We start from the raw sequence: 23,052 nt of genomic DNA on the forward strand, positions 1-23,052 counted from the left end.
GGATCCGCTCGCCATCCGCGACAATGTCGACGTGCACATCGCTCTTCCCATCTTCCTGCTCGTCGCGACGACGATCAGTGTCTCCGTCCTCGCGCGCCGCGTCGGCCTGTCGGCGCCGCTGCTGCTCGTCGCCATCGGCGCGGTGGCGTCGTACCTGCCGCAGGTCCCCGAGGTCCACGTCGACTCCGAAGTGATCCTGCTCGGGTTCCTGCCGCCACTGCTGTACGCGACGGCGATCCGCACCTCGATCATCGATCTCAAGCGCGACGTGTTCCAGATCGTCCAGCTGTCGATCCTGCTCGTCCTCGTGACGGCGTTCGCCGTCGGGCTCGTCTCGTGGTGGCTCATGCCCGTCGGGTTCGCCGCCGCGATGGCGCTCGGCGGTGTCGTCGCTCCCCCGGACGCCGTCGCCGCGACCGCCGTCGCCCGCCGCATCGGGTTGCCGCGACGTCTCGTCGCCGTCCTCGAGGGCGAGTCGCTCTTCAACGACGCGACGGCCCTCGTCACCGTCGGCACCGCCGTGAGCGCGCTGACGGGGTCGTTCTCGGCGAGCAGGGCCGGCCTCGCCTTCGTCATCGCGGCGCTCGGCGGCATCGTCATCGGTGTCATCGCGTTCTACGTCGTGGAGTTCGTGCAGAAGCACATCCGCGACGCCGTGACGAGCGTCGCGATCAGCATCATCACGCCGTGGGTCGCCTACCTCCCGGCGGAGGCGATCAAGGCATCTGGTGTCATCGCCGTCGTCGTCACCGGCGTGCTGCTCGGCTTCAAGGCGCCGTACTACAACACGGCGCAGGCGCGGGTCGCATCGCGGATGAACTGGAACTCGATCCAGTTCCTGCTCGAGAACATGGTGTTCCTGCTCATCGGCCTGCAGGTGTCGATGATCATCGACCAGGTCCAAACATCGGACCTCGGCCTCCAACGCACCAGCCTGTACGCGGTCGCCGTCCTCGTCACCGTCATGCTCGTGCGGCCGATGTTCATCATCGCGGCGGCTTGGCTCGGCAAGGTCTCGCGCTGGGATTCGCGCCCCCTCAGCCTGCGCGAGGGCGCCGTCGCAGGCTGGGCGGGCATGCGCGGAGTGGTGACGCTCGCCGCCGCGTTCCTGCTGCCGCCCGAGACGCCGCACCGCGAGTCGCTCGTCTTCATCGCGCTCGTCGTGACGATCGGCACGCTCGTCATCCAGGGCTTCACCCTCGGCCGCGTCGCCAACCTCATGAAGCTACGCGCGCCCGACCCGCGTGAGGACGCCCTCGCGCGCGCCCAGGTCATGCAGGCCTCCGTCGATGCCGGTGAGGCGGCGATGCGCAAGGCCCTCGCCGACGACCCGGAACTGGCGGACACCCCCGAGGCAATCATCAAGTCGCTGCAGAAGCAGGACATGCGCCGCGCGAACCTGCAGTGGGAACTGCTCGGCAACAACGACACGATGGGCCCGACGCAGCAGTACCGCATCCTGCGTCAGAAGATGATCAACGCCGAACGCGACAAGGCACTCGAGATGCGTAACGAGGGCCGCGTCGACCACGAGGTCATCGACAGCATCATGATGCAGCTCGACATCGAGGAGTCGATGATCGTCACCGCCGAGGAGCGCAACGCCGGGCTGCGCGATGCAGGCCCGCTGCTCACGCCGGAGGTTCGTCAGGGCGGCTGCGAACACCTGGAGAAGGCCGCGCACGACTACGCCTCACCCCAGTCGCACGACGGCTGCCAGGGCTGCCTGGAAGAGGGTCGGACGTGGCTGCACCTGCGCATGTGCACCGAGTGCGGGTACGTCGGCTGCTGCGACTCCTCCGCCGGTCAACACGCGACGAAGCACTTCCGCGCGACCGGTCACCCCGTCATGCGCTCGTTCGAGGCGGGTGAGGAATGGCGCTGGTGCTTCGTCGACAACCTGCCGGGCTGACGGGCGTCCGGCCCGCCTCGGCGCGCCGATATTCTTGAGCCCATGACCGTCCTCGTGCTCGCCTCGAAGTCCCCCGCCCGCCTCGCGACCCTGCGCAGCGCCGGCATCGAACCGTTCGTCCTCGTCTCCGACGTCGACGAGGACGCTGTCGTCGTCGCCGCCCGCGCGCAGCACGACGGGCCGGGCGAACTCGCCGCCGAGGACGTGGCGCTCCTGCTCGCGAACGCGAAGTGTGAGGCCGTCGCGTCGGTCCTCGCGCAGGACGAGGTTCCGGCCGAGACGCCCGACGCGTTCATCGAGGACGGCGGCATCATCCTGGGGTGCGACTCGGTGCTCGAGTTCGACGGTGCGATCCTCGGCAAGCCCGCGGACACCGCCGACGCCTGCGCGCGCTGGCAGGCGATGCGGGGGCGCAGCGGCACCCTGCACACCGGTCACTGGATCGTCGACGACCGCGTCGAGGGCACCGGCGCGACGTTCGGTGCCGTCTCGTCGACGATCGTCCACTTCGCCGACCTCGACGACGCGGAGATCGACGCCTACGTCGCCACCGGCGAACCGCTGTGGGTGGCGGGCGCGTTCACGATCGACGGCCTCGCGGGCGCCTACGTCGAACGCATCGAGGGCGACCCGCACACCGTCGTCGGCCTCGGTCTGCCGCTGCTGCGCGAGATGCTCGCCGAGATCGGCGTCGCCTGGCACGAGCTGTGGAACATGGCAGCCTGACCTGGCTCGGTCAGCAGGGGCCACCGCACGGGCGCGTGGGGAAACTCTGATCCGTCGCCCTGTCGTCAACCCCTGACGGCGAGAGCTGGCCGCACCGCGTCCGGCACAGGGCGACGCATCGAAAGGCCACTTACGGCCCCCGTGCGCCTGATCACCTGAGACACTGTCAGCGCACGAACTCATGGGGAGGAACACGATGGGCAACTCGCGCGTCGCGGCATCGCTGACGGCACTGACGTGCGCGGCCGCCTTCGCGGCAGCACCGGCGTACGGCGAGGACGCCGCGACGAACACATTCGTTCCCGGCGACCACGCGGTCGAGTTGTCCCTCGCCTCCGGCCAGGGCACGCCGCTGGCGCCGGGGCTGTACTCCTCGACGCTGCCCGTCGACGCGACGTCACGGTACGTCGAGGTCAAGCGCGGCGAGGGCGAGCGCCTCAGCGTCAGCATCAACGGCTCGGCGAGCTGGAAGGGCAACGCGTGGTCCGTCGACTCCGGCTCGCAGGGCCTGCAGCTCACGCTGACGACGGCGGACGGCGCCACGACATGCGGTTCCGACTCGGATTCGCTGACGAGCAGCGGCACGCCCGGGTTGCTCGCGACGCACGTCGACGTCGACGAGGCCAAGACGGCGCGCACGTCGTCATCGCTCGGTTCGGGCGCTGACGCCTGCCTGGCCGCGACGTCGTATCGGCTCGAGATCAAGCGCACCATCGACGGCGACAACGCCACGCCCATGCCCGTGCAGATCGCCGTGAAGCGCACGCCCCGCGTCAACGGCACCGTCAAGGTGCCTGCGGGCGAGGTGCCCGACATGACGACGCAGGCGCTCGAGGCGTCCACGACGGCGACGGCCGGTGACGGTTTCGCCAGCGCCACGATCCTGCGTCCCGGCGGGTACACGGTGAAGACGCCCATCGGCCGGCGCATGTTCTTCCGCGTGCATCTGTCGTGGGGTCAGCGCATGTCGTTCGGCTGGCAGGCGCCGAAGAACGGCACGACGTACAACCCGTCGCAGGATCTCAACCTGTCGATGCAGATGTTCAACCCCTCCCTCGTCTCCGCGACGCTGTCGGGCGCCGGGACGTCGTCGGGTTACCTGTTCGAGTCGTCGTCGGATTCGGGCTCGAAGGATCTTGGCGTCTACACCGCTCCGATCGACTACGGCAACGCGAACGTCGACTCGAGCGGCTCGGACGCACTGCAGTGGCACAGCGACCCGGGCTGGTATTACGTGGTGCTCGACGTGACGCCGTCGTCGTCGACGCCGAAGCCGAAGCTGCAGGATTCCTCGGAGTTCGACAGCGTCCTGTCCGTGCGCGTCACGGGGACGCCGAACGCGGGCCCGTCGATGGCGGTGCAGCAGCCCGAGCCGGGAAACGTCAGCGGCGTCGGCAAGTCGTCGGCTAACCCGCTGCTGTGGGGCGGCGCACTCGTCCTCGGCATCGGCGCGGTCGTCGGGCTCGGGTACGTGCTGCGACGCCGCGAGAAGCACTGACGCTCGTCGGACGCCGTCAGACGCACTCGAGCCGTCGCCTGTCGCTGCAGGCCGACGTCTTGGCTGCCCGCGTCCTGCCGGCCGGCGTCAGCCCTGCCAGGAGTACGAGCCGTCCTTCTCGGTGCAGGTGAGGGTCTTGCCGCTCGTCGTCTGGGCGGTCGTGCCGGCGTCGGCGTAGGCGCAGACGCCGCCGGTGTTGGCGAGCTGCGGGTCGTACGCGCCGTCGCCCGCGCCCCACGGCTGCCAGAGCGCGAACGCTGCCGCGATGGCCGCCGCCAGAGCGGCCGGAGCCGCGATCCACGCCTTGACGGTGGGGCGACGGCGCACCGCTGCGCCGTCGATGACCGTGGCGGGCGCCGCGGAGGAGTCCGTGAAGCCGTCGAGGGCGCGGGCGGCCGCACCTGCCTCGAGGCGGACGAACTCCCCTGACGTCGTCATCTCGGGCAGGCGGTCGGGGATCGGGCGGGCCGCCCATTCCTGCCAGGCGTTCTCCGGGAGCATGAGCCAGCTGAGGGCGTCGCGCGCGTTGGCGGGCCGCCGGTCGGCGACGGGATCGGCGAGGGCGACGAGCAGGTTCCACAGCGAGTCGGGGATACCCTCGGGGCGCGGGGGCACGTCGTCCTTGCGGACACGGATGCTCGCTCCGGGTTTGATGCCGGTCAGCATGTGCAGGCCCATCATTCCGGCGGAGTACAGATCCTGACGGGGGTCGGGATCGTCGCCCTTGGCCTGCTCAGGCGACATGTAGCCCGGTGTGCCGAGAACCATCTCGTTGCTCGTCAGGCGGGGCGCGTCGACGCTGACGGCGATGCCGAAGTCGGTGATCCACGCCGAGGGCACACCCATTCCGGTGGCTTCGAGCAGGATGTTGGCGGGCTTGATGTCGCGGTGCACGATGCCGGCGCTGTGGCAGGCGTCGAGTCCGTCGAGGATCTGGCGCATGAGTTCGGCGACCAGCGGGTAGGGCAGGGCGCCGTTCTCCTTGACGAGTTCGCTGAGCGAGCCACCGTCGATGAGGGGCATCGTGAAGATGACGCGGCCGTCCTCGCCGGCCCAGCCGAGAGGGGTGACGACGTGATTGTGCTCGATGCGCATGCCTTGTTCGCGCATGAAGCGCAGCAGCGATCCGGCGTCGGACTGGCGCAACAGTTTCGCTGCGACGAGGCGGCGCGACTTGTGGTCGTGGACGCGCCAGACGGACCCCATGCCGCCTTCGCCGATCTGGTCGATGAGTTCGTAGCGTCCAGCGAACATCTCACCCATGGGTTCGTCTGCCTCCCCGCAGCCTGCTCGAATATGGTCTCAGCTTACGTGACCACAACCAGGAACGAACCCGTGTCGCACCGAGACAGGCCCCCAGGGCCTGGCCGGAAGATGCGGCAGAAAACATTTGATCGATGATGTGACGAAGCCCCACGCGAGCTTGCTCGCGCGGGGCTTCGTCACATCATCGATCAATTCAGGTCGTTCGGGTGAGAGCCGATGCGGCCGTCCTTGTCGTCGAGGTCGCTGATGGCGTGGAGGTCGTCTTCGGTGAGTTCGAAGTCGAGGACGTCGAAGTTCTCGGCGATGCGGGCGGGCGTCACGGACTTGGGGATGACGACGTTGCCGATCTGCAGGTGCCAGCGGATGATGACCTGCGCGACGGTCTTGCCGACGCGTTCGGCTATTCCTTCGAGCACGGGGTTGGTGAGGATGTCGCCGCCCTGGCCGAGGGGACTCCAGGCTTCGACGACGATGCCGTTGTCGGCGCAGAAGTCGCGGACGGCCTTCTGCTGGAACTTGGGGTGCAGTTCGACCTGGTTGATGGCGGGGAACTCGCCGGTCTCGTCCTTGAGGCGCTGCAGGTGCTCGGGTTCGAAGTTGCAGACGCCGACGGCGCGGATCTTGCCGGCGTCGCGCAGTTCGAGCATCGCCTTGAAGGTGTCGACGTAGGTGTCCTTCTCGGGCGTGGGCCAGTGGATGAGGTAGAGGTCGAGCGGCAGGATCGATTCGCCGCCGAGGCGTTCGATGGACGCGTCAAAGGCCTTCTTCGTCGCCTCGGCCCCCTGGTCGTCGTTCCAGACCTTCGTCGTGAGGAAGATGTCGCTGCGCGGCACGTCGGAGGCGGCGATGCCCTGCCCGACGCCTTCTTCGTTGTCGTAGATGCGGGCGGTGTCGATGCTGCGGTAGCCGACCTTCAGGGCTTCCTGCACGGCGGCGGATGCGCCGTCGTTCTCGACCTGCCAGACACCGAAGCCCAACTGCGGCATCTCGATGCTCGCCGAGCCGGCCTGGAGGGTCACGGTGGGGACGTTCGTGTTCTCAGCCATGTCAGCGGCAACCACGCCGCGCGCTCTCGTATTCCGGCGTTGAGCGCTCGGATGACGTCGATCCCGGCGCCTGAGGAACCTACCGCCGGGTATTCTCGCCGGTCACCCCCCGCGGCGATAAGGTCACGGACATGAGTTCTGTCACCAAGGTCCTGATCGCCAACCGTGGCGAGATCGCAGTCCGTATTGCGCGCGCGGCGAAGGACGACGGCATCGCCTCCGTGGCCGTCTACGCCGAACCCGACCGTGACGCTCTGCACGTGCGCGTCGCCGATGAGGCCTACTCCCTCGGCGGCTCGACGCCCGGCGATTCCTATCTCGTCGTCGACAAGATCCTCGACGTCGCGAAGCGTTCCGGCGCTGACGCCGTCCACCCCGGGTACGGTTTCCTCGCGGAGAACGCCGAGTTCGCGCAGTCCGTCCTCGATGCGGGCCTGACGTGGATCGGGCCGTCGCCCGCCGCCATCGACTCGCTCGGCGACAAGGTCAAGGCGCGTCACATCGCGACGAAGGCCGGCGCTCCCCTCGTGCCCGGTACGAAGGATCCGGTCGACGACGCGGACGAGGTCGTCGCGTTCGCGAAGGAGCACGGCCTGCCCGTTGCCATCAAGGCCGCCTACGGCGGTGGCGGACGCGGCCTCAAGGTCGCGCGAACGATCGAGGAGATCCCGTCGCTGTACGAGTCGGCTGTGCGCGAGGCCGTCACGGCGTTCGGGCGCGGCGAGTGCTTCGTCGAGCGCTTCCTCGACAGCCCGCGCCACGTCGAGACGCAGTGCCTCGCCGACAACCACGGCAACGTCGTCGTCGTCTCGACGCGTGACTGCTCGCTGCAGCGCCGCAACCAAAAGCTCGTGGAGGAGGCGCCGGCGCCGTTCGTCAGTGACGAGCAGCACGCCGAGCTGCTGCGGGCGTCGAAGGCGATCCTGCGCGAGGCGGGTTACTCGGGTGCGGGCACCTGCGAGTACCTCATCGGCACCGACGGCGTCATCAGCTTCCTCGAGGTCAACACGCGCCTGCAGGTCGAGCACCCCGTCTCCGAGGAGGTGACGGGTATCGACCTCGTGCGCGAGCAGTTCCGCATCGCCCGCGGCGAGGAGCTCGGCTATGACGACCCGACGCCGCACGCACACTCGATCGAGTTCCGCCTCAACGGCGAGGACGCAGGCCGGAACTTCCTGCCGGCGCCGGGCACCGTCGAGAAGTTCGAGGCGCCGAGCGGGCCGGGTGTGCGCGTCGATTCGGGTGTCGTCTCCGGCGACGTCATCGGTGGCGCGTTCGACTCGATGCTCGCGAAGATCATCGTGACGGGCCGCACCCGCAAGGAAGCGCTCGAGCGCTCGCGCCGCGCGCTGGACGAGACCGTCATCGAGGGCATGCCGACGGTGCTGCCGTTCCACCGCGTCGTCGTCGAGGATCCGGCGTTCGCGCCCGAGTTCACCGACGCCCCCGACGCGCCGTTCAGCGTGCACACGCGCTGGATCGAGACGGAGTTCGACAACCAGATCTCGCCGTACGATGGCACGCCCGAGGCCGCGGCCGAGCAGGCTGCCCGTCAGAGCGTCGTCGTCGAGGTCGGCGGCAAGCGCCTCGAGGTGTCGCTACCGGGCGCCCTCGCCGTGAGTTCCGGAGCGGGCAAGGGCTCCTCGGCCGGCCCGCGTCGCGCCGCACGCAAGGGCGGTGGCGGCGCCGCGGCGAGCGGTGACTCGCTCACCGCGCCGATGCAGGGCACCGTCGTCAAGGTGGCCATAGAGGACGGCACCACGGTCGAAGCCGGCGACACGATCGTCGTCATCGAGGCGATGAAGATGGAGCAGCCGATCACCGCGCACAAGGCGGGCGTCGTCAGCGGCCTCGCCGCGACCGTCGGCGAGACGGTGACGGCCGGCACGGTCCTCGCGCAGATCAAGGACGTCGACGCCTGACGGCTCCGACGTTCGAACGCCCCGGCACGCCGAGCGTGCCGGGGCGCCTGCGTCTCACGGGTTCCTACGTCTCACGATGGACGCGAAACGCTGGTTGGCTCGATGCCCCGTAGCTCAGTGCGCCCGTAGCTCAGTGCGTGGGGCGCGCGTCCTCTGGCGACGCGGTGCCGAGCAGCACCATGCGCAGCGTCTTGTCGATGTACGGGCCGCGACGCTCCGCAGGCTGCGCGAGCGCCGACAGGACGATGCCCTCGATGCTCGCGACGGCCGTCTCGGCGCGCAGACGCGAATCGGAGCGCGCGCCGGTCTCCGAGGTGCGGCACACGATCGTCTCGACGATGCTGACGAGCTCGCTGCGCCACTCCCCCACGGCCGGCGCGAGCTCGGGCGTGCGCAGCGACTCGAGGGACAGTTCGAGGATCGCGACCATCAACGCGCCGTCGTCCTGCGTCACCCAGCGTTCGAGCAGGGCCGTCGCGAACGGTGCGGTGGCGAGCGGGTCGTCGGTGCCGGACGGGATCTGCTCGCCCAGCGCGCGGACCTGCACGGCCACGCGGGAGCCGACGTGCGTCGTCAGGCCGGCGAGCAGCGCGGCGCGCGTGCGGAAGCTGACCGAGCACGTGCCCTCGGGAAAACCCGCCTGACGATCGACCGCCCGGTGCGTCAGCCCACGCAGCCCACTCGTCGCGAGGACGCTCGTCGCTGCGTCGAGCAGCGCCGCCGGGCGTGGGTTCTCGCAGGCGGCATCGCTGGGCGCGCTCGTCCTCGTCATCGCGTGCGGCGAGGGATCAGAAGACGTCGCTGCTGTGCAGACGACGTGCGGCCTCGGCGATCGAACCCGTCATCGACGGGTACACCGAGAACGTGTTGGCGACCTGGTCGACCGTCAGGCGGTTCGCGACGGCCATGCCGATCGGGTAGATCAGCTCCGAGGCCTGCGGCGCGACGACGACGCCGCCGATGATCGTGTTCGATCCCGGGCGGGCGAACAGCTTGACGAAGCCGTCGGTGATGTTGCGCATCTTGGCGCGCGGGTTCGTCGAAAGCGGCAGCGTGACGACGCGCGCCTCGATCTTGCCCTCCTCGACGTCGGCCTGGCTGTAGCCGACCGTCGCGATCTCGGGGTCGGTGAAGATGTTGGCCGTGACGCCGCGCAGGTTGAGCGGCTGCACCGCGTCGCCGAGGGCATGGTGCATGGCGACGCGCCCCTGCATCGCTGCGACGGACGCGAGCGGGTATACGCCCGTGCAGTCGCCGGCGGCATAGATGCCCTGCGCGCTCGTGCGCGAGACGCGGTCGGTGACGATGTGGCCCGAGTCGGTGAGGTCGACGCCCGCGGCCTCGAGGCCGATGCCCTTCGTCTGCGGGATCGAACCCACGGCGAGGATCGCGTGCGTGCCTTCGACCTTGCGTCCGTCCTCGAGCGTCACGACGACGGTGTCGCCTTCACGCGTTGCGGCCATGGCGCGGCTGCGGTTGAGGACCGTCATGCCGCGGCGGCGGAAGACGTTCTCGATGACCGTGGCCGCGTCGGCGTCCTGGCCGGGCAGCACGCGGTCACGCGAGCTGACGAGCGTGACGTCGGCGCCGAGGCCGAGGTAGGCGTGCGCGAGTTCGGCACCGGTGACACCAGAACCGACGACGATGAGCTTCTCGGGGACCTCGGTGAGGTTGTAGATGTCCTTCCACGTCAGGATGCGCTCGCCGTCGGGCTTCGCGGTGTCCATGACGCGCGGGGTCGTGCCCATCGCGAGGAGGATGACGTCGGCGCGGATGTCCTCGGTCTCGCCGTTCGTGAGCTCGGCCTCGACCCACCCGTGGCCCTTGACGCGGCCGGTGCCGCGCCGGATGCGCACGCCGACACTCTCGAGCTGAGCCTGGATGTCGACGGACTGCGCCTTCGCCAGGCGCAGGATGCGCTCGTTGACCTGGCCCAGGTTGGCGTGCGCGTGCTGGTTCTCCTCGTTGCCCTCGAAGCCGACGCCGAGGCGGCCGGCCGCCTCGAAGCGCGAGAGGAAGTCGGAGGTGGCGATCAGGGTCTTGGAGGGGACGCAGTCGGTGAGCACCGCGGCACCACCGAGGCCGTCACGGTCGATGACCGTGACCTGCGCACCGAGCTGGGCGGCGACGAGCGCGGATTCATAACCGCCCGGGCCACCACCGATGACGACGACAGACTTCTTCCGTGAGCTCACCCCCCTATCCAATCACTTGACGTCAAGAGACTTCGAATCGCGGGCACGTCGATGCATGTGGCGCGAGCAGGGCACGGCGGTAGGTGCGCCTGCAGGTGCGTCGGCGGGCGCATCGGCAACAGGGACGTTCGCGCGGTCGGCACCGGTTGTCGGCCTCGCCACGTACCCTGAAGGGGTGACTCAGCAGACCACTTCGCCCCTGTCCGATCCGAGCGTCGATCCCTTCGAGATCGCGCGTGACGCCGCGCGCGTCATCGCCGAACGCACGGGCGTCGAGAAGCACGACGTGGCGCTCGTCCTCGGCTCCGGCTGGGGCCAGACCGCCGACCTCATCGGCGAGGTCAAGGCGACGATCGACAACACCGACGTGCCCGGGTTCGGCGCGGCGGCCGTCGCTGGTCACAGCGGGCAGATGCGCTCGATCGAGATCGAGGGCAGTGGCAAGCGCGCCCTCGTCTACGGCACGCGCACGCACTTCTACGAGGGCAAGGGGGTGCGCGCCGTCGTCCACGGCGTGCGTACCGCCGCGGCGGCCGGGTGCGACACCGTGGTGCTGACGAACGGGTGCGGCGGCCTGCGCCCGGAGTGGGGCCCGGGCACGCCCGTGCTCATGAGCGATCACATCAACCTGACGGCCACCTCGCCGCTCGAGGGCGCGACGTTCGTCGACCTCACCGACCTGTACTCACCGCGCCTGCGCGACGTGGCGCGTTCGATCGACTCCTCGCTCGACGAGGGCGTCTACGCGCAGTTCACCGGGCCGCACTACGAGACGCCCGCCGAGGTGCGCATGGCGAAGACGCTCGGCGCCGACCTCGTCGGCATGTCGACGGCCCTCGAGGCCATCGCGGCGCGTCACGCGGGCCTCGAGGTGCTCGGCATCTCCCTCGTCACGAACCCGGCGGCGGGTATCAGCCCCACTCCGCTCGACCACGCCGAGGTCATCGAAGCCGGGCGGGCAGCGGCCGAGCGGTGTGGGCAGTTGCTGTCGGGCATCGTCCGGGCGCTGTGACGGCGCCGACCACCGAATCGATCACCGACGCGAGCGAGGAACGACGATGACGACCGACACGGCCCACCTGCTCGACCAGGCACGTGCCTGGATCGCCGACGACCCCGACGAGGTGACACGCGCAGAACTCGAATCCGTCGTGGCGGCAGCCGAATCCGGCGACGCTGCGGCGCTCGATGATCTGGCCGATCGATTCCGCGGACTGCTCGCCTTCGGTACCGCGGGCCTGCGCGGCGCGCTCGGAGCAGGGCCCAACCGCATGAACCGCGTCGTCGTCCTTCGTGCTGCGGCAGGGCTCACGCGCTACCTGCAGACCTCGCTCGGCAAGCGGGACGTCACGGTCGTCATCGGGTACGACGCGCGCACGAACAGTGACGTGTTCGCCGCCGACACCGCGGCCGTCGTCACCGCTGCGGGTGGGCGGGCGCTCGTCCTGCCGCGTCCGCTGGCGACGCCGGTGCTCGCGTTCGCGATCCGGTACGTCGGGGCTGATGCGGGCGTCATGGTGACGGCGAGCCACAACCCGCCGCAGGACAACGGCTACAAGGTCTACCTCGGCGACGGCAGCCAGATCGTCCCGCCCGCCGACGCCGAAATAGCCGCGGCGATCGACACGTTCCCGTCCGCGGCGTCGATCGAGCGCGCCGAGGACGGCTGGGAGACCCTCGGCGACGACCTCGAGGCCGATTACCGCGACGCCTGTGTCGCCTCGATCACCCCGGGCGGACCGCGCGACGTCGCCGTCGTCCACACGGCGCTGCATGGCGTCGGGTCGACGACGCTGCTCGCGGCGTTCGAGCAGGCCGGTTTCGCGCGCCCGACGCCCGTCGCGTCGCAGGAACAGCCCGACCCGCGCTTCCCCACCGTCAGCTTCCCGAATCCAGAAGAGCCCGGCGCGATCGACGCGGCGCTCGACCTCGCGCGCGAGGTGCGGCCCGACATCGTCATCGCCTCCGACCCGGACGCCGACCGCTGCGCCGTCGCCGCGCCCGACCCGAGGTGCGCGTCGGCTGAGGACCCCCAGGGGTGGCGCATGCTGCGCGGTGACGAGGTGGGGGTGCTGCTCGGGCAGCGTGCACTCGACCTCGCTGCGACCGGCGCGCTGCACGGCGTCGACGGGGGCGCGCCCGTGCTCGCCAACAGCATCGTCAGCTCGCGCCAGCTCGGCGCGATGGCGGCCGATGCGGGCGTCGCGCACGTCGAGACGCTGACCGGGTTCAAGTGGATCGCCCGGGTGCCCGACATTGCCTACGGCTACGAGGAGGCGCTCGGGTACTGCACCGCGCCGTCCGTCGCGCGCGACAAGGACGGCATCTCCGCGGGCCTCGCCGTCGCGGAACTGGCGGCCGGGTTGAAGGCCGAGGGCCGCACCCTCGTCGACCTGCTCGACGACCTCGCCCGCCGCCACGGCGTGTACGCGAGCGACTCGTTCAGCATCCGCGTCGCCGAGCTGGCGCAGATCCCCGCCATCATGGCGGCCCTGCGCGAACGACCTGCGACGCAGATCGGAGACGTCGTCGTCGCGCAGTTCCACGACCTCGCCCTCGGTGACGGCGGCCTGCCGCCGACCGACGGCCTGCGCTACCTGCTCGCCGACGGCACCCGCGTCATCGTGCGCCCGAGCGGAACCGAGCCGAAGGTCAAGGTCTACCTCGAGGCGATCGTGCCCGTGGACGACCTGGCGCCCGGCGTGGACGACGCCCTGGCCGCGGCGCGTGCGGAGGCGGCCCGCCGTCTCGCCGCGACGCGGCGTGCGATGGAGGAGCTCACCGCACTGTGACGTCTCACGAGAGCGCCGCCGAAGGGGCCCTTCCGACGAGCGACGTTGCCCCCGAGAAGGTTTCGACGACTCACCCGCCGGCTCCGGCTGACGCAGACGGGCCTGTCGTGGGCGCGCGGGGAGCGCTCGCCCGCGTCATCGTCGTGTCGGGGCCGTCGGGCAGCGGCAAGTCGCGGCTGGCTCGCCAGTTGTGCGCGAGCCACGGGTGGCCGTTCGTCAATCTCGACGACTTCTACCGCGATCACGACGCGCCCGATCTGCCGCGGTTCGCCTCGGGCGAGATCGACTGGGACAACGCCGGCACGTGGAACGTCGAGGCCGCTGCGCAGTCGCTGGAGCGGTTGTGCCGCACCGGTGCCACCGACGTGCCGCAGTACTCGATCTCGCAGAGTCGTGCGACGGGCACGCACTCCGTCACGCTCGACGGAGCCCGGTTCGTCGTCGCCGAGGGCATCTTCGCGCCCGACGTCATCGCCCCGCTCGCCGAGCGCGGTGTGCTCGGCGAGGCGTGGTGCCTGCGTCGCAACCGGACGGTGACTGCGGCCCGGCGGTTCATCCGCGACGTGGCCGAGCGCCGCAAGCCCCCGCTCGTCCTCGTGCGGCGTGGGGCGCGGCTGTGGCGGGACGAACCCGAACTCGTCAGAGCGCACCTGGCGCGCGGCGCCCAACCCGTCACGTTCTCCGAGGCCGTGCGCCGCGCTGCGGCGCTGCAGTCGTCAGCGATCTGACGGGCGCACCTGGGCGGCGCTCAGGGTGCACGTGCTCGGCCACCGAACGCAGCAGCGTGGGTCACCGACCAGGTCAGGCACGTCAGGCGCGGGCCGCGGCGAACCCGGGTTTGATGACGTCCATGATGATCGCGAGGCGCTCGTCGAACGGGATGAACGCCGACTTCATCGCGTTGACGGTGACCTTCTCGAGGTCGTCGAGACCCCAGCCTGCCTCGCTGACGAGCCCGGTCATCTCCTTCGTCATCGACGTGTCGCTCATGAGGCGGTTGTCGGTGCTGAGCGCGACGCGGAAACCGAGTGCCAGCAGGAACGAGATGGGGTGGCTGCGCAGCGACAACGCCGCACCCGTCTGCAGGTTCGAGAGCGGGCACACCTCGAGCGCGATGCGCCGATCGCGGACGAAGGCGGCGAGGCGCCCGAGGCGGACGTCGGCCTCCCCCGCCCGAACACGCGCAGGCAGCGCGGCGCGAGCCGGCTCGTCGAGTTCGGGGTAGGCGACGCCGTCGATCGTGATGTCGTCGGTGATGCGCACGCCGTGCCCGAGCCGTTCGGCGCCGCAGTACTGGATGGCCTCCCAGATGCTCGGCAGCCCGAATGCCTCACCGGCGTGGATCGTGAAGTGCGCGTTCTCGCGGCGCAGGTACTCGAACGCGTCGAGGTGGCGTGTGGGAGGGAAACCGGCCTCGGCGCCGGCGATGTCGAAACCGGCGACGCCCTGGTCGCGGTAGGCGACAGCGAGTTCGGCGATCTCGACGCTCTTCGCCGCGTGGCGCATCGCCGTCAGCAGGGCGCGCATGACGATGGGCCTGCCCTGCTCGGCGGCGCGTTCGGCACCGCGTCGGAAGCCTTCGAGCACAGCGTCGACGACCTCGGTGAGGGCCAGACCCTTCTCGATGTGCAGCTCCGGCGCGAAGCGGACCTCGGCGTAGACGACGCCGTCCGCCGCGTGATCCTCGGCGCACTCGGCGGCGACGCGGACGATGGCGTCGCGGGTCTGCATGACGCCGACGGTGTGCTCGAACGTCTCGAGGTAACGCACGAGCGAACCCGAGTCGGCGCTGTCACGGAACCAGCGCGCGAGTGTCTCGGCGTCGTCGGCCGGCAGCGCGTCGTAGCCGGTCTTGCGCGCGAGTCCGAGGACGGTCGCCGGACGAACCCCACCGTCGAGGTGATCGTGCAGCACGACCTTCGGCAGCGCCGCGACGACGTCCTGTGTGAGTGCCCGCGCCGCCGTTTCGTCCAAGCTGTGTGTCGTCGCAGAGGTGTCAGTCATGGCCCAAGTGTAGGGCTCACCTGCCCCGTCCCCATCTGCGATTCTTGTCCACATTCGCGATTTTCGTCCACCTCTGCGAACGGCGGTGGATGTCAACCTGTGGTGAGTCACTCAGGGCCGGGATGGTTGATTCCGGCCCACGCTTTCGGGGCGGGCACTGGCGCGCGGTGGCCGCGGAAACGTTCGGGGTGACGCGCCTGGTAGTAGGCGAGGCTGACTTGGCGGCGAGCGTGCAGCATCTTCCACGACCCGTCGTGCACCTGCGCGGGCGTGTACAGCGCGATCCCACTGTGGTGGTGGGCATGGTTGTACCAGTGCACGTGCTGCGCGACGTACGTGCTCGCCTCCACCAGCGACGCGAACACGCCCGGATACGACGCCCGATTCTTCAGGGTGCGGAACTCGGACTCGATGTACGGGTTGTCGTTCGACACCCGCGGACGCGAGTGCGACACCTCGATGCCATGTGCCGTGAGGAACTCGTTCAGCAGGTTCGAACGCATCACCGCGCCGTTGTCGGCGTGCACGACCTGCGGCACGCACCCACCCTCCGCCGCGATCGCGGCCATGAACAACGCCATCGCATCAGCAGTGCTCTCACGCTGGTGCACACTCGCGACGATCACCTTGCGGCTGAAGATGTCGATGATCGCGTACGCCTTGAACGCCACACCCCGAAACGCGGTGGGCAGGTCGGTGATGTCCCACGCCCACACCTGGTTCGCGCCAGTCGCCAACACCTGCGGTTTCACCCGCGCCACCGCCCGCTCACCCGCCGCGCCCGACTGCTCGACTGTAGCCTGCTCGACTGTGGCCTGCTCGCGGCGCACGCGCGCGGCGATACGCCACCACGAACGCAGACTCGCTTCCATGAAGCCCTCGTCCCACGCCTTCGCGAACGCGCCCGCGACACCCAAACCGCCCGTGCGCCCCGCACTGATGAAACCCGCGACCCGCGCGCACACCGACGCGCTCAACCTCGCTGGCTGCTCCCGCTCACGCTGCGGCACAGGCGATACCGCAGCAACGTCACGGCCATGGTGGTGGCGGGCGTGCCACGTGCCACGCGAGACACCAGCGACCTGCAGCGCACGGCGCTGACTGAACCCCGCCAGCGCGCTCAGGTCTCGGATGAGGTCGTTCTCGGCTGCGATGAACGCTCGGGTGGCGTCGTCGGGGGCGTATCGGGCTCGTGCGCGTGCCAGTGTTGCAAGAGCCCGATAGCTTTTCCCAGCGACTCGTTCGCCTGACGTAGCCCGTCAGCCTCGGTCCGTAGCCGCGCGACTTCCGTGGCGTGGCGGCGTTCTTGCGCGGCGAGTTGTTCTTCCAGCCGGCGCATCTGATCAGAGCGAATATGGTCCATCGAGCCACCCTGACGCGGCGTGAGGCCACGGTCAAGATCACCACGGACATACTCACTACGCCAGCGACGTAACTGACTCGCCGTGAACGGCTGCTGCGCCAACCACGCCGTTTTCTGCCCGAACGCCAACCCCAGATACGTCACTACCGCATCCCGCTTTTCCTCGACCGTGAACACCACGCCTCCTCAACACAAGTGACTCACGACCAGGCTGGCACTTAGGGCGGCGTCCACCTTCGCGATTTCCGTCCCCATTCGCACATCTCGTCCCCATCTTCGGTTTTCGGTCACTCTCGCAAGAGTGACTGAAAATCGGAGATGGGGACGAGATTCGCAAGGGTGGGCAGGAATCGCGGATGTGGACGAAAATCGCAGGTGGGGCAGGGTCAGGCGATGCGGTCGATGACGATGTCGCGCGGCGTGGATGAGCCTGCGTCGGCGTCGGCGCTGATGTCGTAGCTGCGGTCGAGGGCGGCCACGGCGCGCTCGAAACGCTCCGGCGTGTCGGTGTGCAGCGTCATGAGCGGCGTGCCGGCGCTGACGGTCTCGCCGGGCTTGGCGTGCAGTTCGATGCCCGCGCCGGCCTGCACCGGGTCCTCCTTGCGCGCACGGCCCGCGCCGAGTCGCCACGCCGAGACGCCGACGGCGAGTGCGTCGAGGCGCGTCAGCACGCCGTCGCTCGGCGCGGTGATGACGTGCGACTCCTTCGCCACGGGCAGTTCGGCGTCGGGGTCGCCGCCCTGCGCGGCGACCATGCGGCGCCACGCGTCCATCGCACGCCCGTCGCTCAGCGCTGCGCGTACGGCCGCTTCGTCCTGGGGCCGACCGGCGCCGGCGAGCATCTCGACGGCGAGTGCCACCGTGAGGTCGACGACGTCCTTCGGGCCGCCTCCGGCGAGCACCTCGACCGATTCGCGCACCTCGAGAGCGTTGCCGGCTGTCAGCCCGAGCGGCGTCGACATGTCGGTCAGTAGCGCGACCGTGTTGACGCCGGCGTCGTTGCCGAGGTCGACCATCGTGCGCGCCAGTTCGCGGGCGTCGTCCTGCGTCTTCATGAACGCACCCGAGCCGACCTTGACGTCGAGCACGAGCGCGCCGGTGCCCTCGGCGATCTTCTTGCTCATGATCGAGCTGGCGATGAGCGGGATGGCCTCGACGGTGCCCGTCACGTCACGCAGCGCGTACAGCTTCTTGTCGGCGGGTGCCAGCCCGTCACCGGCGGCGCAGATGACGGCGCCGACCTCGTCGAGCTGACGCATCATCTCGGCGTTCGTCAGCCCTGCACGCCACCCGGCGATGGCCTCCATCTTGTCGAGCGTGCCGCCGGTGTGACCGAGCCCGCGGCCCGACAGCTGCGGCACGGCGACGTCGAACACCGCGACGAGCGGCGCGAGCGGCAGCGTGATCTTGTCGCCCACTCCCCCGGTCGAGTGCTTGTCGGCCGTGGGCACGCGCAGGGACGAGAAGTCCATCCGCTCACCGCTCGCGATCATCGCTGCGGTCCAGCGTGCGATCTCGTCCCGCGTCATGCCGTTGAGCAGGATCGCCATCGCCATCGCCGACATCTGCTCGTCCGCGACGGCGCCGCGTGTGTAGGCGTCGATGATCCAGTCGATCTCGTCGCGGCTCAACGTGCCGCGGTCGCGCTTCGTGCGGATGAGGTCGACGGCGTCGAACGCCTCGTGGGTGGAGGCAGCGGAGGTCATGATTGGCCTTTCAGCTGGGTGGCGGAGGTGGCGACGGCGTCGAGGTTGGTGACACCGAACGCGTGCGGAAGGAGCTCGACGAACGGCAGCGGGTCGCGCCCGTCCATGTCGATGAGCAGGCCAGGTGAATCGACGGACGGCGCCACGGCGTGCTCGGCCAGCAACTGACGGCAGCGTCCACACGGCGTGATCGGGGTGCCGTTGCCGTCGACGCACGACAGCGCGACGAGCCGCTCGCGCGCCGCAGTCGCATCGACGACCGGGCCCGCCCCGCCGTCAGACAGGCCGGCGTCGGAACAGTCTGCGCCGGCCATCGCGTTGTCAGCCACATCAGCGTTCACACCCCCGCCGAGACCGTCTCGGTCAGACGTGTTCAACAGTGACGACACGAGCCCGCACTCGGCGCACAGCGCGACGCCATAGGCGGCGTTCTCGACGTTGCAGCCGGTGAGCACGCGACCCGAGGTCGTGAGCGCGGCGACGCCGACCGGGAACCGGCTGTAGGGCACGTAGGCGCGCCGCGACGCGGCGATGGCCTCGGAGCGCAGGTGCGCCCAGTCGGGTGTCTGCGCAGCCGAGGCCGTCACGCGTGAGTGCTCGCTCACCCGGCTTCACCCTTGCGGTAGACGTCACCGTCGGCCGCCGGCATGCGAAGGTGCTGGCTGGCGAACGCCATGACGAGCAGGGTCACGACGTATGGCGCCGTGCTCGTGAGGTTCGGGTCGATCGTGTTCGAACCGAAGTACCAGCTCAGCACGAGCACCGCCGTCACCGCCAGGATCACCGCCGGCAGCACGCGACGACGCACCGCCATCCAGATCGCGCCGACGATGACGCCCGCGCCGACGAGCAGCAGCAGCGCATGCACCTGGTCGCCGCCGCGCAGCTGCAGCGCCTGCGTGTAGCCGAACAGCAGCGCGCCGACGGCGGTGCCGAGCGGCATCCAGTTGCCGAAGATCATCGCGGCGAGACCGATGTACCCGCGCCCGCCGGTCTGGCCCTGCTGGAAGCCGTCGGAGGCGACCATCGCGAGGAAGCCGCCGCCGAGGCCGGCGAGGGCGCCGGAGACGAGCACCGCGATCGTCTTGTAGAGGTAGACGTTGACGCCGAGCGTCTCGGCGGCCTGCGGCGCCTCACCGCAGCTGCGCAGACGCAGACCGAACGGCGTGCGCCACAGCACGTACGCTGTCGCCGCGATGAGCAGGACGGTGATGAGCGTCAGCCACGACACGTTCGTCAACAGGCCGCCGAGGATGCCGGCGAGGTCGGAGACGAGGAACCAGTGCTTGCCCTCGAGATCCGACAGCGCTGACGAACCGGGCACGGTGAACGTGCCGATGTCCGGCAGGCTGGGGCTCTGCGTCGCACCGCCGCCGGGCAGGCTCGAGAAGAAGCGTTCGGCGAGGAACTTCGTCAGGCCCGCGCCGAGCAGGTTGATCGCGACACCGGAGACGATCTGGTCGACGCCGAAGAACACCGTCGCGATGGCGTGCAGCACGCCGAACAGCATGCCGCCGGCGATCGCTGCGATGACGCCCGCCCACGCGCCCCAGTGGTAGGCCGCGTATGCCGCCGACCAGGAGCCCATGATCATCATGCCCTCGAGCCCGATGTTGACGACGCCCGCGCGCTCTGACCACAGACCACCGAGGCCCGCCAGCGCCAGCGGGACGGCGGCGACGACGGCCGCGGAGATCGCGTTGGCCGAGTCGATGTCGTTGACGCCCGTCGCGACACGCAGTACGGACAGCGCGACGAGGATGCCGAGCAGGCCGAGCGGCAGCAGGGCCTTGCGACCGAGACGGTGGGTGATCCCTGCCGCGGGTCGGGTTGCGACGGTGCTCATGCGCTCGCTCCTGCGGTGTTTCCGGCGGCCAGTTCCGCGGCGACGTGGCGCTGTTCGATGCTCTTGTCCCAGCGGCGCACGAGTTCGTACGCGATGACGACGGCGAGCACCATGACGCCCTGGATGATGTTGACGAGGGAGGCGTTGACGCCGGCGTTGATCTGCAGCGCGTCGGACTGGCCGTTGAGGTAGGCCCACAGCAGCGCACCGAACGCGATGCCGATCGGGTTGTTGCGTCCGATGAGTGCGACGGCGATGCCCGCGAAGCCGAGACCGCTCTGGCTGTTGGAGCCGTAGTTGTAGTCCTGGCCGAACAGCTGCGGCATGCCGACGAGACCGGCGACGGCGCCCGACATCAGCATCGCGGAGATCGTCATGCGCTTGACGTTGACACCGCTCGCGACGGCCGCGGATTCCGACGTGCCCGTCGCGCGCAGGTCGAAGCCGAAGCGCGTGCGGTTGATGACGAACCAGTAGACCAGGCCGACGATGACGGCGAGGATGCCGAGGCCGTAGATCGGCCCACCGGACAGGTTCGCGAGCGCCGGCACGTGCGAGCTGTCGGGGATGCTCTTCGTCACCGTGGCGTTCGATCCGGGCGTGCGATCGGCGACCTTGTTGAGCAGCCACGCGACAACACCCGTCGCGATCGAGTTGAGCATGATCGAGCTGATGACCTCGGACACGCCGCGCGTCACCTTGAGCACGGCGATGATCCCGGCCCAGACCGCGCCGACGAGCATCGCGAGCAGCAGCGCGAAGATGACGTTGAGGAAGCCCGGGAGCCAGCCCTGCGCCGCGAAGAGCGCGGCGGCGAACGCGGCGACGCGGTACTGGCCGTCGACGCCGATGTTGAACAGGTTCATCCGGAAGCCGATGGCGACGGCGACGCCCGACAGGTACAGCACGGCGGTGTCGTTGATGATCGCCTCGGTGACGCCCGGCATCGGCGAGGACAGGAACACCTGCCACACCGGCCCGACGGAGTTTCCGAGCGCGAGCAGGACGATCGACGTCAGCACCACGGCGATGGCAATGGCGAGCAGCGGCGCGGCGAGCGCGACGCCGACGCGGCGGAGGGTGGAGTTCATCGGACGGTGTCCTCGCTCGTGCCGGCGGCGGTGGCGCCGGTCGTGTTCTCGGTCTTCGAGGTCGTGGGAATGGGTGCGCTCGAGTCGCTCGCGTCCGAACCGGCACCCGTCATCGCGGCGCCGAGCTGTTCGGCGGTCACGTGATGGGGGTCGAACTCGCCCGACAGCCGCCCTCGCAGGATGACTCGGATCGTGTCGGACAGGCCGATCAGTTCGTCGAGGTCGGCGGAGATGAGCAGCACGGCAAGACCTTCGCGGCGTGCGTCCTTGATGTGATCCCAGATCGCGGCCTGCGCGCCGACGTCGACACCGCGCGTCGGGTGCGCGGCGACGAGGACGCGCGGTGCGTGCGACATCTCGCGCCCGAAGATGAGCTTCTGCTGGTTGCCGCCCGACAGCGACCCGGCGGTCACGTCGATGCTCGGCGTGCGCACGTCGTACTCGCTGACGATGCGCTGCGTGTCCTCCTTTGCCGCGCCGGGCGTGAGGCGCCAGCCCTTGCTCGCGGGGGCCTGTCGCTGGTGGCCGAGCATGCGGTTCTCCCACAGCGGCGAACCGAGCAGCAGCGCGTGACGGTGACGGTCCTCGGGGATGTAGCCGACGCCGCTGTCGCGGATCTGCTTCGTCGGCCAGGTCGTGACGTCGTCGTCGCCGATGACGACGTGGCCGCTGTCGGCGCGGCGCATGCCGAGGATCGTCTCGACGAGTTCGGCCTGGCCGTTGCCCTCGACACCGGCGATGCCGACGACCTCGCCGGCGCGGATGACGAGGTCGATGTTCGACAGCAGCGCCGGGCCGCCGGCGCGGTCGGCGAGCGTCAGCCCGTCGAGGCGCATGACGACGCGGTCGGTGACGGTCGATTCCTGCGTCTCGGGGGTGGGCAGCTGCGAGCCGACCATGAGTTCGGCGAGCTGCTTGCTCGTCACCGACGCGCTCTTGACGCGGTCGATCGTCGTGCCGCGGCGGATGACGGTGATGTCGTCGGCGACGCCGCGCACCTCGTCGAGCTTGTGCGAGATGAACAGCACCGTGAGGCCTTCGGCCTTCATCTCGGCGAGGTTCGCGAACAGTTCGTCGACCTCCTGCGGCACGAGCACGGCCGTCGGCTCGTCGAGGATGAGGATCTTCGCCCCGCGGTAGAGCACCTTGAGGATCTCGACGCGCTGACGGGCGCCGACGCCGAGGTCGGCGACGAGCACGTCGGGGTGGACGCCGAGCCCGTAGGCCTGCGAGATGCGCGTGATCTCCGCGCGCGCCTTCGCCCCGATACCGTGCAGCTTCTCGGCGCCGAGGACGACGTTTTCGAGGACGGTGAGGTTGTCCGCGAGCATGAAGTGCTGGAACACCATGCCGACGCCGGCCTTGATCGCGTCCTTCGGCGACGAGAACGAGACCTCGTCGCCGTTGATGCGGATCGTGCCCTCGTCGGGCTTCTGCACGCCGTAGAGGATCTTCATGAGCGTCGACTTGCCGGCACCGTTCTCCCCCACGATGGCGTGGATCGTGCCGCGCTCGACCTGCAGGTACAGGTCGGAGTTCGCGACGACGCCGGGGAATCGCTTCGTGATGCCTTGCAGGTCGACGGCGAGGGGCCCCTGCGGGGGCGCGCTGACGTCGGGCGCCGCGGCCGACGTCGTCGTGGGATCGGTGGTGTCGATGACGCACACTCCTGCTCGAACCGTGAA

At 69.7% G+C, this 23,052-nt stretch carries 19 protein-coding genes; 7 read left to right on the top strand and 12 right to left on the bottom strand.

Annotation, left to right across the window (positions count from 1 at the left end; genetic code table 11):
* Nucleotides 1-31: 31 nt before the first annotated feature.
* From EDC82_RS10060 to EDC82_RS10070, 3 genes are all read left to right on the top strand, one after another.
* On the top strand, nt 32-1,912 hold the full coding sequence (locus EDC82_RS10060; RefSeq protein ID WP_006947352.1) for a Na+/H+ antiporter: 1,881 nt from the start codon (nt 32-34) through the stop codon (nt 1,910-1,912).
* A gap of 42 nt (nt 1,913-1,954) precedes the next feature.
* Nucleotides 1,955-2,638, top strand: coding sequence for a nucleoside triphosphate pyrophosphatase (locus EDC82_RS10065; protein ID WP_074045511.1), 684 nt, complete (start codon nt 1,955-1,957; stop codon nt 2,636-2,638).
* A gap of 196 nt (nt 2,639-2,834) precedes the next feature.
* Nucleotides 2,835-4,136 (top strand): hypothetical protein, encoded by a 1,302-nt coding sequence (locus EDC82_RS10070; protein WP_074045510.1) that lies wholly within the window; start codon nt 2,835-2,837, stop codon nt 4,134-4,136.
* A gap of 87 nt (nt 4,137-4,223) precedes the next feature.
* Here EDC82_RS10070 and EDC82_RS10075 read toward each other — a convergent pair whose 3' ends face one another.
* Nucleotides 4,224-5,399, bottom strand: coding sequence for a serine/threonine-protein kinase (locus EDC82_RS10075; RefSeq protein WP_074045509.1), 1,176 nt, complete (start codon nt 5,397-5,399; stop codon nt 4,224-4,226).
* 191 nt (nt 5,400-5,590) lie between these two features.
* Nucleotides 5,591-6,448 (bottom strand): aldo/keto reductase, encoded by an 858-nt coding sequence (locus tag EDC82_RS10080; protein WP_074045508.1) that lies wholly within the window; start codon nt 6,446-6,448, stop codon nt 5,591-5,593.
* A 131-nt stretch (nt 6,449-6,579) separates the two neighbouring features.
* Here EDC82_RS10080 and EDC82_RS10085 point away from each other — a divergent pair, with 131 nt between their 5' ends.
* A complete protein-coding gene (locus EDC82_RS10085) occupies nt 6,580-8,370 on the top strand; it encodes a biotin carboxylase N-terminal domain-containing protein (RefSeq protein WP_062257026.1) in 1,791 nt (596 codons plus the stop codon).
* Nucleotides 8,371-8,500: 130 nt separating this feature from the next.
* Here the strand turns inward: EDC82_RS10085 and EDC82_RS10090 are convergent, their stop codons facing one another.
* Nucleotides 8,501-9,142: a TetR/AcrR family transcriptional regulator gene (locus tag EDC82_RS10090; RefSeq protein WP_006947400.1), complete on the bottom strand. Its 642-nt coding sequence runs from the start codon at nt 9,140-9,142 to the stop codon at nt 8,501-8,503.
* A gap of 16 nt (nt 9,143-9,158) precedes the next feature.
* Nucleotides 9,159-10,565 (bottom strand): NAD(P)H-quinone dehydrogenase, encoded by a 1,407-nt coding sequence (locus tag EDC82_RS10095; protein WP_006947339.1) that lies wholly within the window; start codon nt 10,563-10,565, stop codon nt 9,159-9,161.
* A gap of 175 nt (nt 10,566-10,740) precedes the next feature.
* Here EDC82_RS10095 and EDC82_RS10100 point away from each other — a divergent pair, with 175 nt between their 5' ends.
* The 3 genes from EDC82_RS10100 (at nt 10,741) to EDC82_RS10110 (ending at nt 14,085) form a co-directional block, all read left to right on the top strand.
* Nucleotides 10,741-11,577, top strand: coding sequence for a purine-nucleoside phosphorylase (locus EDC82_RS10100; protein ID WP_006947398.1), 837 nt, complete (start codon nt 10,741-10,743; stop codon nt 11,575-11,577).
* A 46-nt stretch (nt 11,578-11,623) separates the two neighbouring features.
* A complete protein-coding gene (locus EDC82_RS10105) occupies nt 11,624-13,357 on the top strand; it encodes a phospho-sugar mutase (protein WP_006947381.1) in 1,734 nt (577 codons plus the stop codon).
* 107 nt (nt 13,358-13,464) lie between these two features.
* Nucleotides 13,465-14,085 (top strand): uridine kinase, encoded by a 621-nt coding sequence (locus EDC82_RS10110; protein WP_038571323.1) that lies wholly within the window; start codon nt 13,465-13,467, stop codon nt 14,083-14,085.
* A gap of 82 nt (nt 14,086-14,167) precedes the next feature.
* Here the strand turns inward: EDC82_RS10110 and EDC82_RS10115 are convergent, their stop codons facing one another.
* From EDC82_RS10115 to EDC82_RS10150, 8 genes are all read right to left on the bottom strand, one after another.
* A complete protein-coding gene (locus tag EDC82_RS10115; protein ID WP_235006191.1) occupies nt 14,168-15,361 on the bottom strand; it encodes an adenosine deaminase in 1,194 nt (397 codons plus the stop codon).
* Between the two features lie 107 nt (nt 15,362-15,468).
* Nucleotides 15,469-16,338, bottom strand: coding sequence for a DDE-type integrase/transposase/recombinase (locus tag EDC82_RS10120; protein WP_131941356.1), 870 nt, complete (start codon nt 16,336-16,338; stop codon nt 15,469-15,471).
* A 143-nt stretch (nt 16,339-16,481) separates the two neighbouring features.
* Nucleotides 16,482-16,901 carry a hypothetical protein gene (locus tag EDC82_RS10125; RefSeq protein ID WP_186318480.1) on the bottom strand — a complete coding sequence of 140 codons (420 nt, stop codon included), beginning with the start codon at nt 16,899-16,901 and terminating at the stop codon, nt 16,482-16,484.
* Between the two features lie 209 nt (nt 16,902-17,110).
* The gene (locus EDC82_RS10130; protein WP_131941358.1) at nt 17,111-18,430 is read right to left on the bottom strand and encodes a thymidine phosphorylase; all 1,320 of its coding nucleotides are present in this window, start codon (nt 18,428-18,430) and stop codon (nt 17,111-17,113) included.
* Nucleotides 18,427-19,035: a cytidine deaminase gene (locus tag EDC82_RS10135; RefSeq protein WP_370448826.1), complete on the bottom strand. Its 609-nt coding sequence runs from the start codon at nt 19,033-19,035 to the stop codon at nt 18,427-18,429. The genes EDC82_RS10130 and EDC82_RS10135 overlap by 4 nt, the downstream gene beginning before the upstream one ends.
* Nucleotides 19,032-20,276: an ABC transporter permease gene (locus EDC82_RS10140; RefSeq protein WP_131941360.1), complete on the bottom strand. Its 1,245-nt coding sequence runs from the start codon at nt 20,274-20,276 to the stop codon at nt 19,032-19,034. Before EDC82_RS10140 ends, EDC82_RS10135 begins: the two co-directional genes overlap by 4 nt.
* A complete protein-coding gene (locus EDC82_RS10145; RefSeq protein ID WP_038569022.1) occupies nt 20,273-21,367 on the bottom strand; it encodes an ABC transporter permease in 1,095 nt (364 codons plus the stop codon). Before EDC82_RS10145 ends, EDC82_RS10140 begins: the two co-directional genes overlap by 4 nt.
* Nucleotides 21,364-23,034 (bottom strand): ABC transporter ATP-binding protein, encoded by a 1,671-nt coding sequence (locus EDC82_RS10150; protein ID WP_051806040.1) that lies wholly within the window; start codon nt 23,032-23,034, stop codon nt 21,364-21,366. Before EDC82_RS10150 ends, EDC82_RS10145 begins: the two co-directional genes overlap by 4 nt.
* Nucleotides 23,035-23,052: the final 18 nt, after the last annotated feature.

This window comes from Dermacoccus sp. SAI-028 (assembly GCF_004346775.1).
GTDB lineage: Bacteria > Actinomycetota > Actinomycetes > Actinomycetales > Dermatophilaceae > Dermacoccus > Dermacoccus nishinomiyaensis.

Coding starts and splice junctions, on each gene's coding strand:
- EDC82_RS10065 (WP_074045511.1), top strand. CDS start 1,955: ATGACCGTCCTCGTGCTCGCCTCGAAGTCCCCCGCCCGCCTCGCGACC.
- EDC82_RS10070 (WP_074045510.1), top strand. CDS start 2,835: ATGGGCAACTCGCGCGTCGCGGCATCGCTGACGGCACTGACGTGCGCG.
- EDC82_RS10075 (WP_074045509.1), bottom strand. CDS start 5,399: ATGGGTGAGATGTTCGCTGGACGCTACGAACTCATCGACCAGATCGGC.
- EDC82_RS10080 (WP_074045508.1), bottom strand. CDS start 6,448: ATGGCTGAGAACACGAACGTCCCCACCGTGACCCTCCAGGCCGGCTCG.
- EDC82_RS10085 (WP_062257026.1), top strand. CDS start 6,580: ATGAGTTCTGTCACCAAGGTCCTGATCGCCAACCGTGGCGAGATCGCA.
- EDC82_RS10090 (WP_006947400.1), bottom strand. CDS start 9,142: ATGACGAGGACGAGCGCGCCCAGCGATGCCGCCTGCGAGAACCCACGC.
- EDC82_RS10105 (WP_006947381.1), top strand. CDS start 11,624: ATGACGACCGACACGGCCCACCTGCTCGACCAGGCACGTGCCTGGATC.
- EDC82_RS10115 (WP_235006191.1), bottom strand. CDS start 15,361: ATGACTGACACCTCTGCGACGACACACAGCTTGGACGAAACGGCGGCG.
- EDC82_RS10130 (WP_131941358.1), bottom strand. CDS start 18,430: ATGACCTCCGCTGCCTCCACCCACGAGGCGTTCGACGCCGTCGACCTC.
- EDC82_RS10140 (WP_131941360.1), bottom strand. CDS start 20,276: ATGAGCACCGTCGCAACCCGACCCGCGGCAGGGATCACCCACCGTCTC.
- EDC82_RS10145 (WP_038569022.1), bottom strand. CDS start 21,367: ATGAACTCCACCCTCCGCCGCGTCGGCGTCGCGCTCGCCGCGCCGCTG.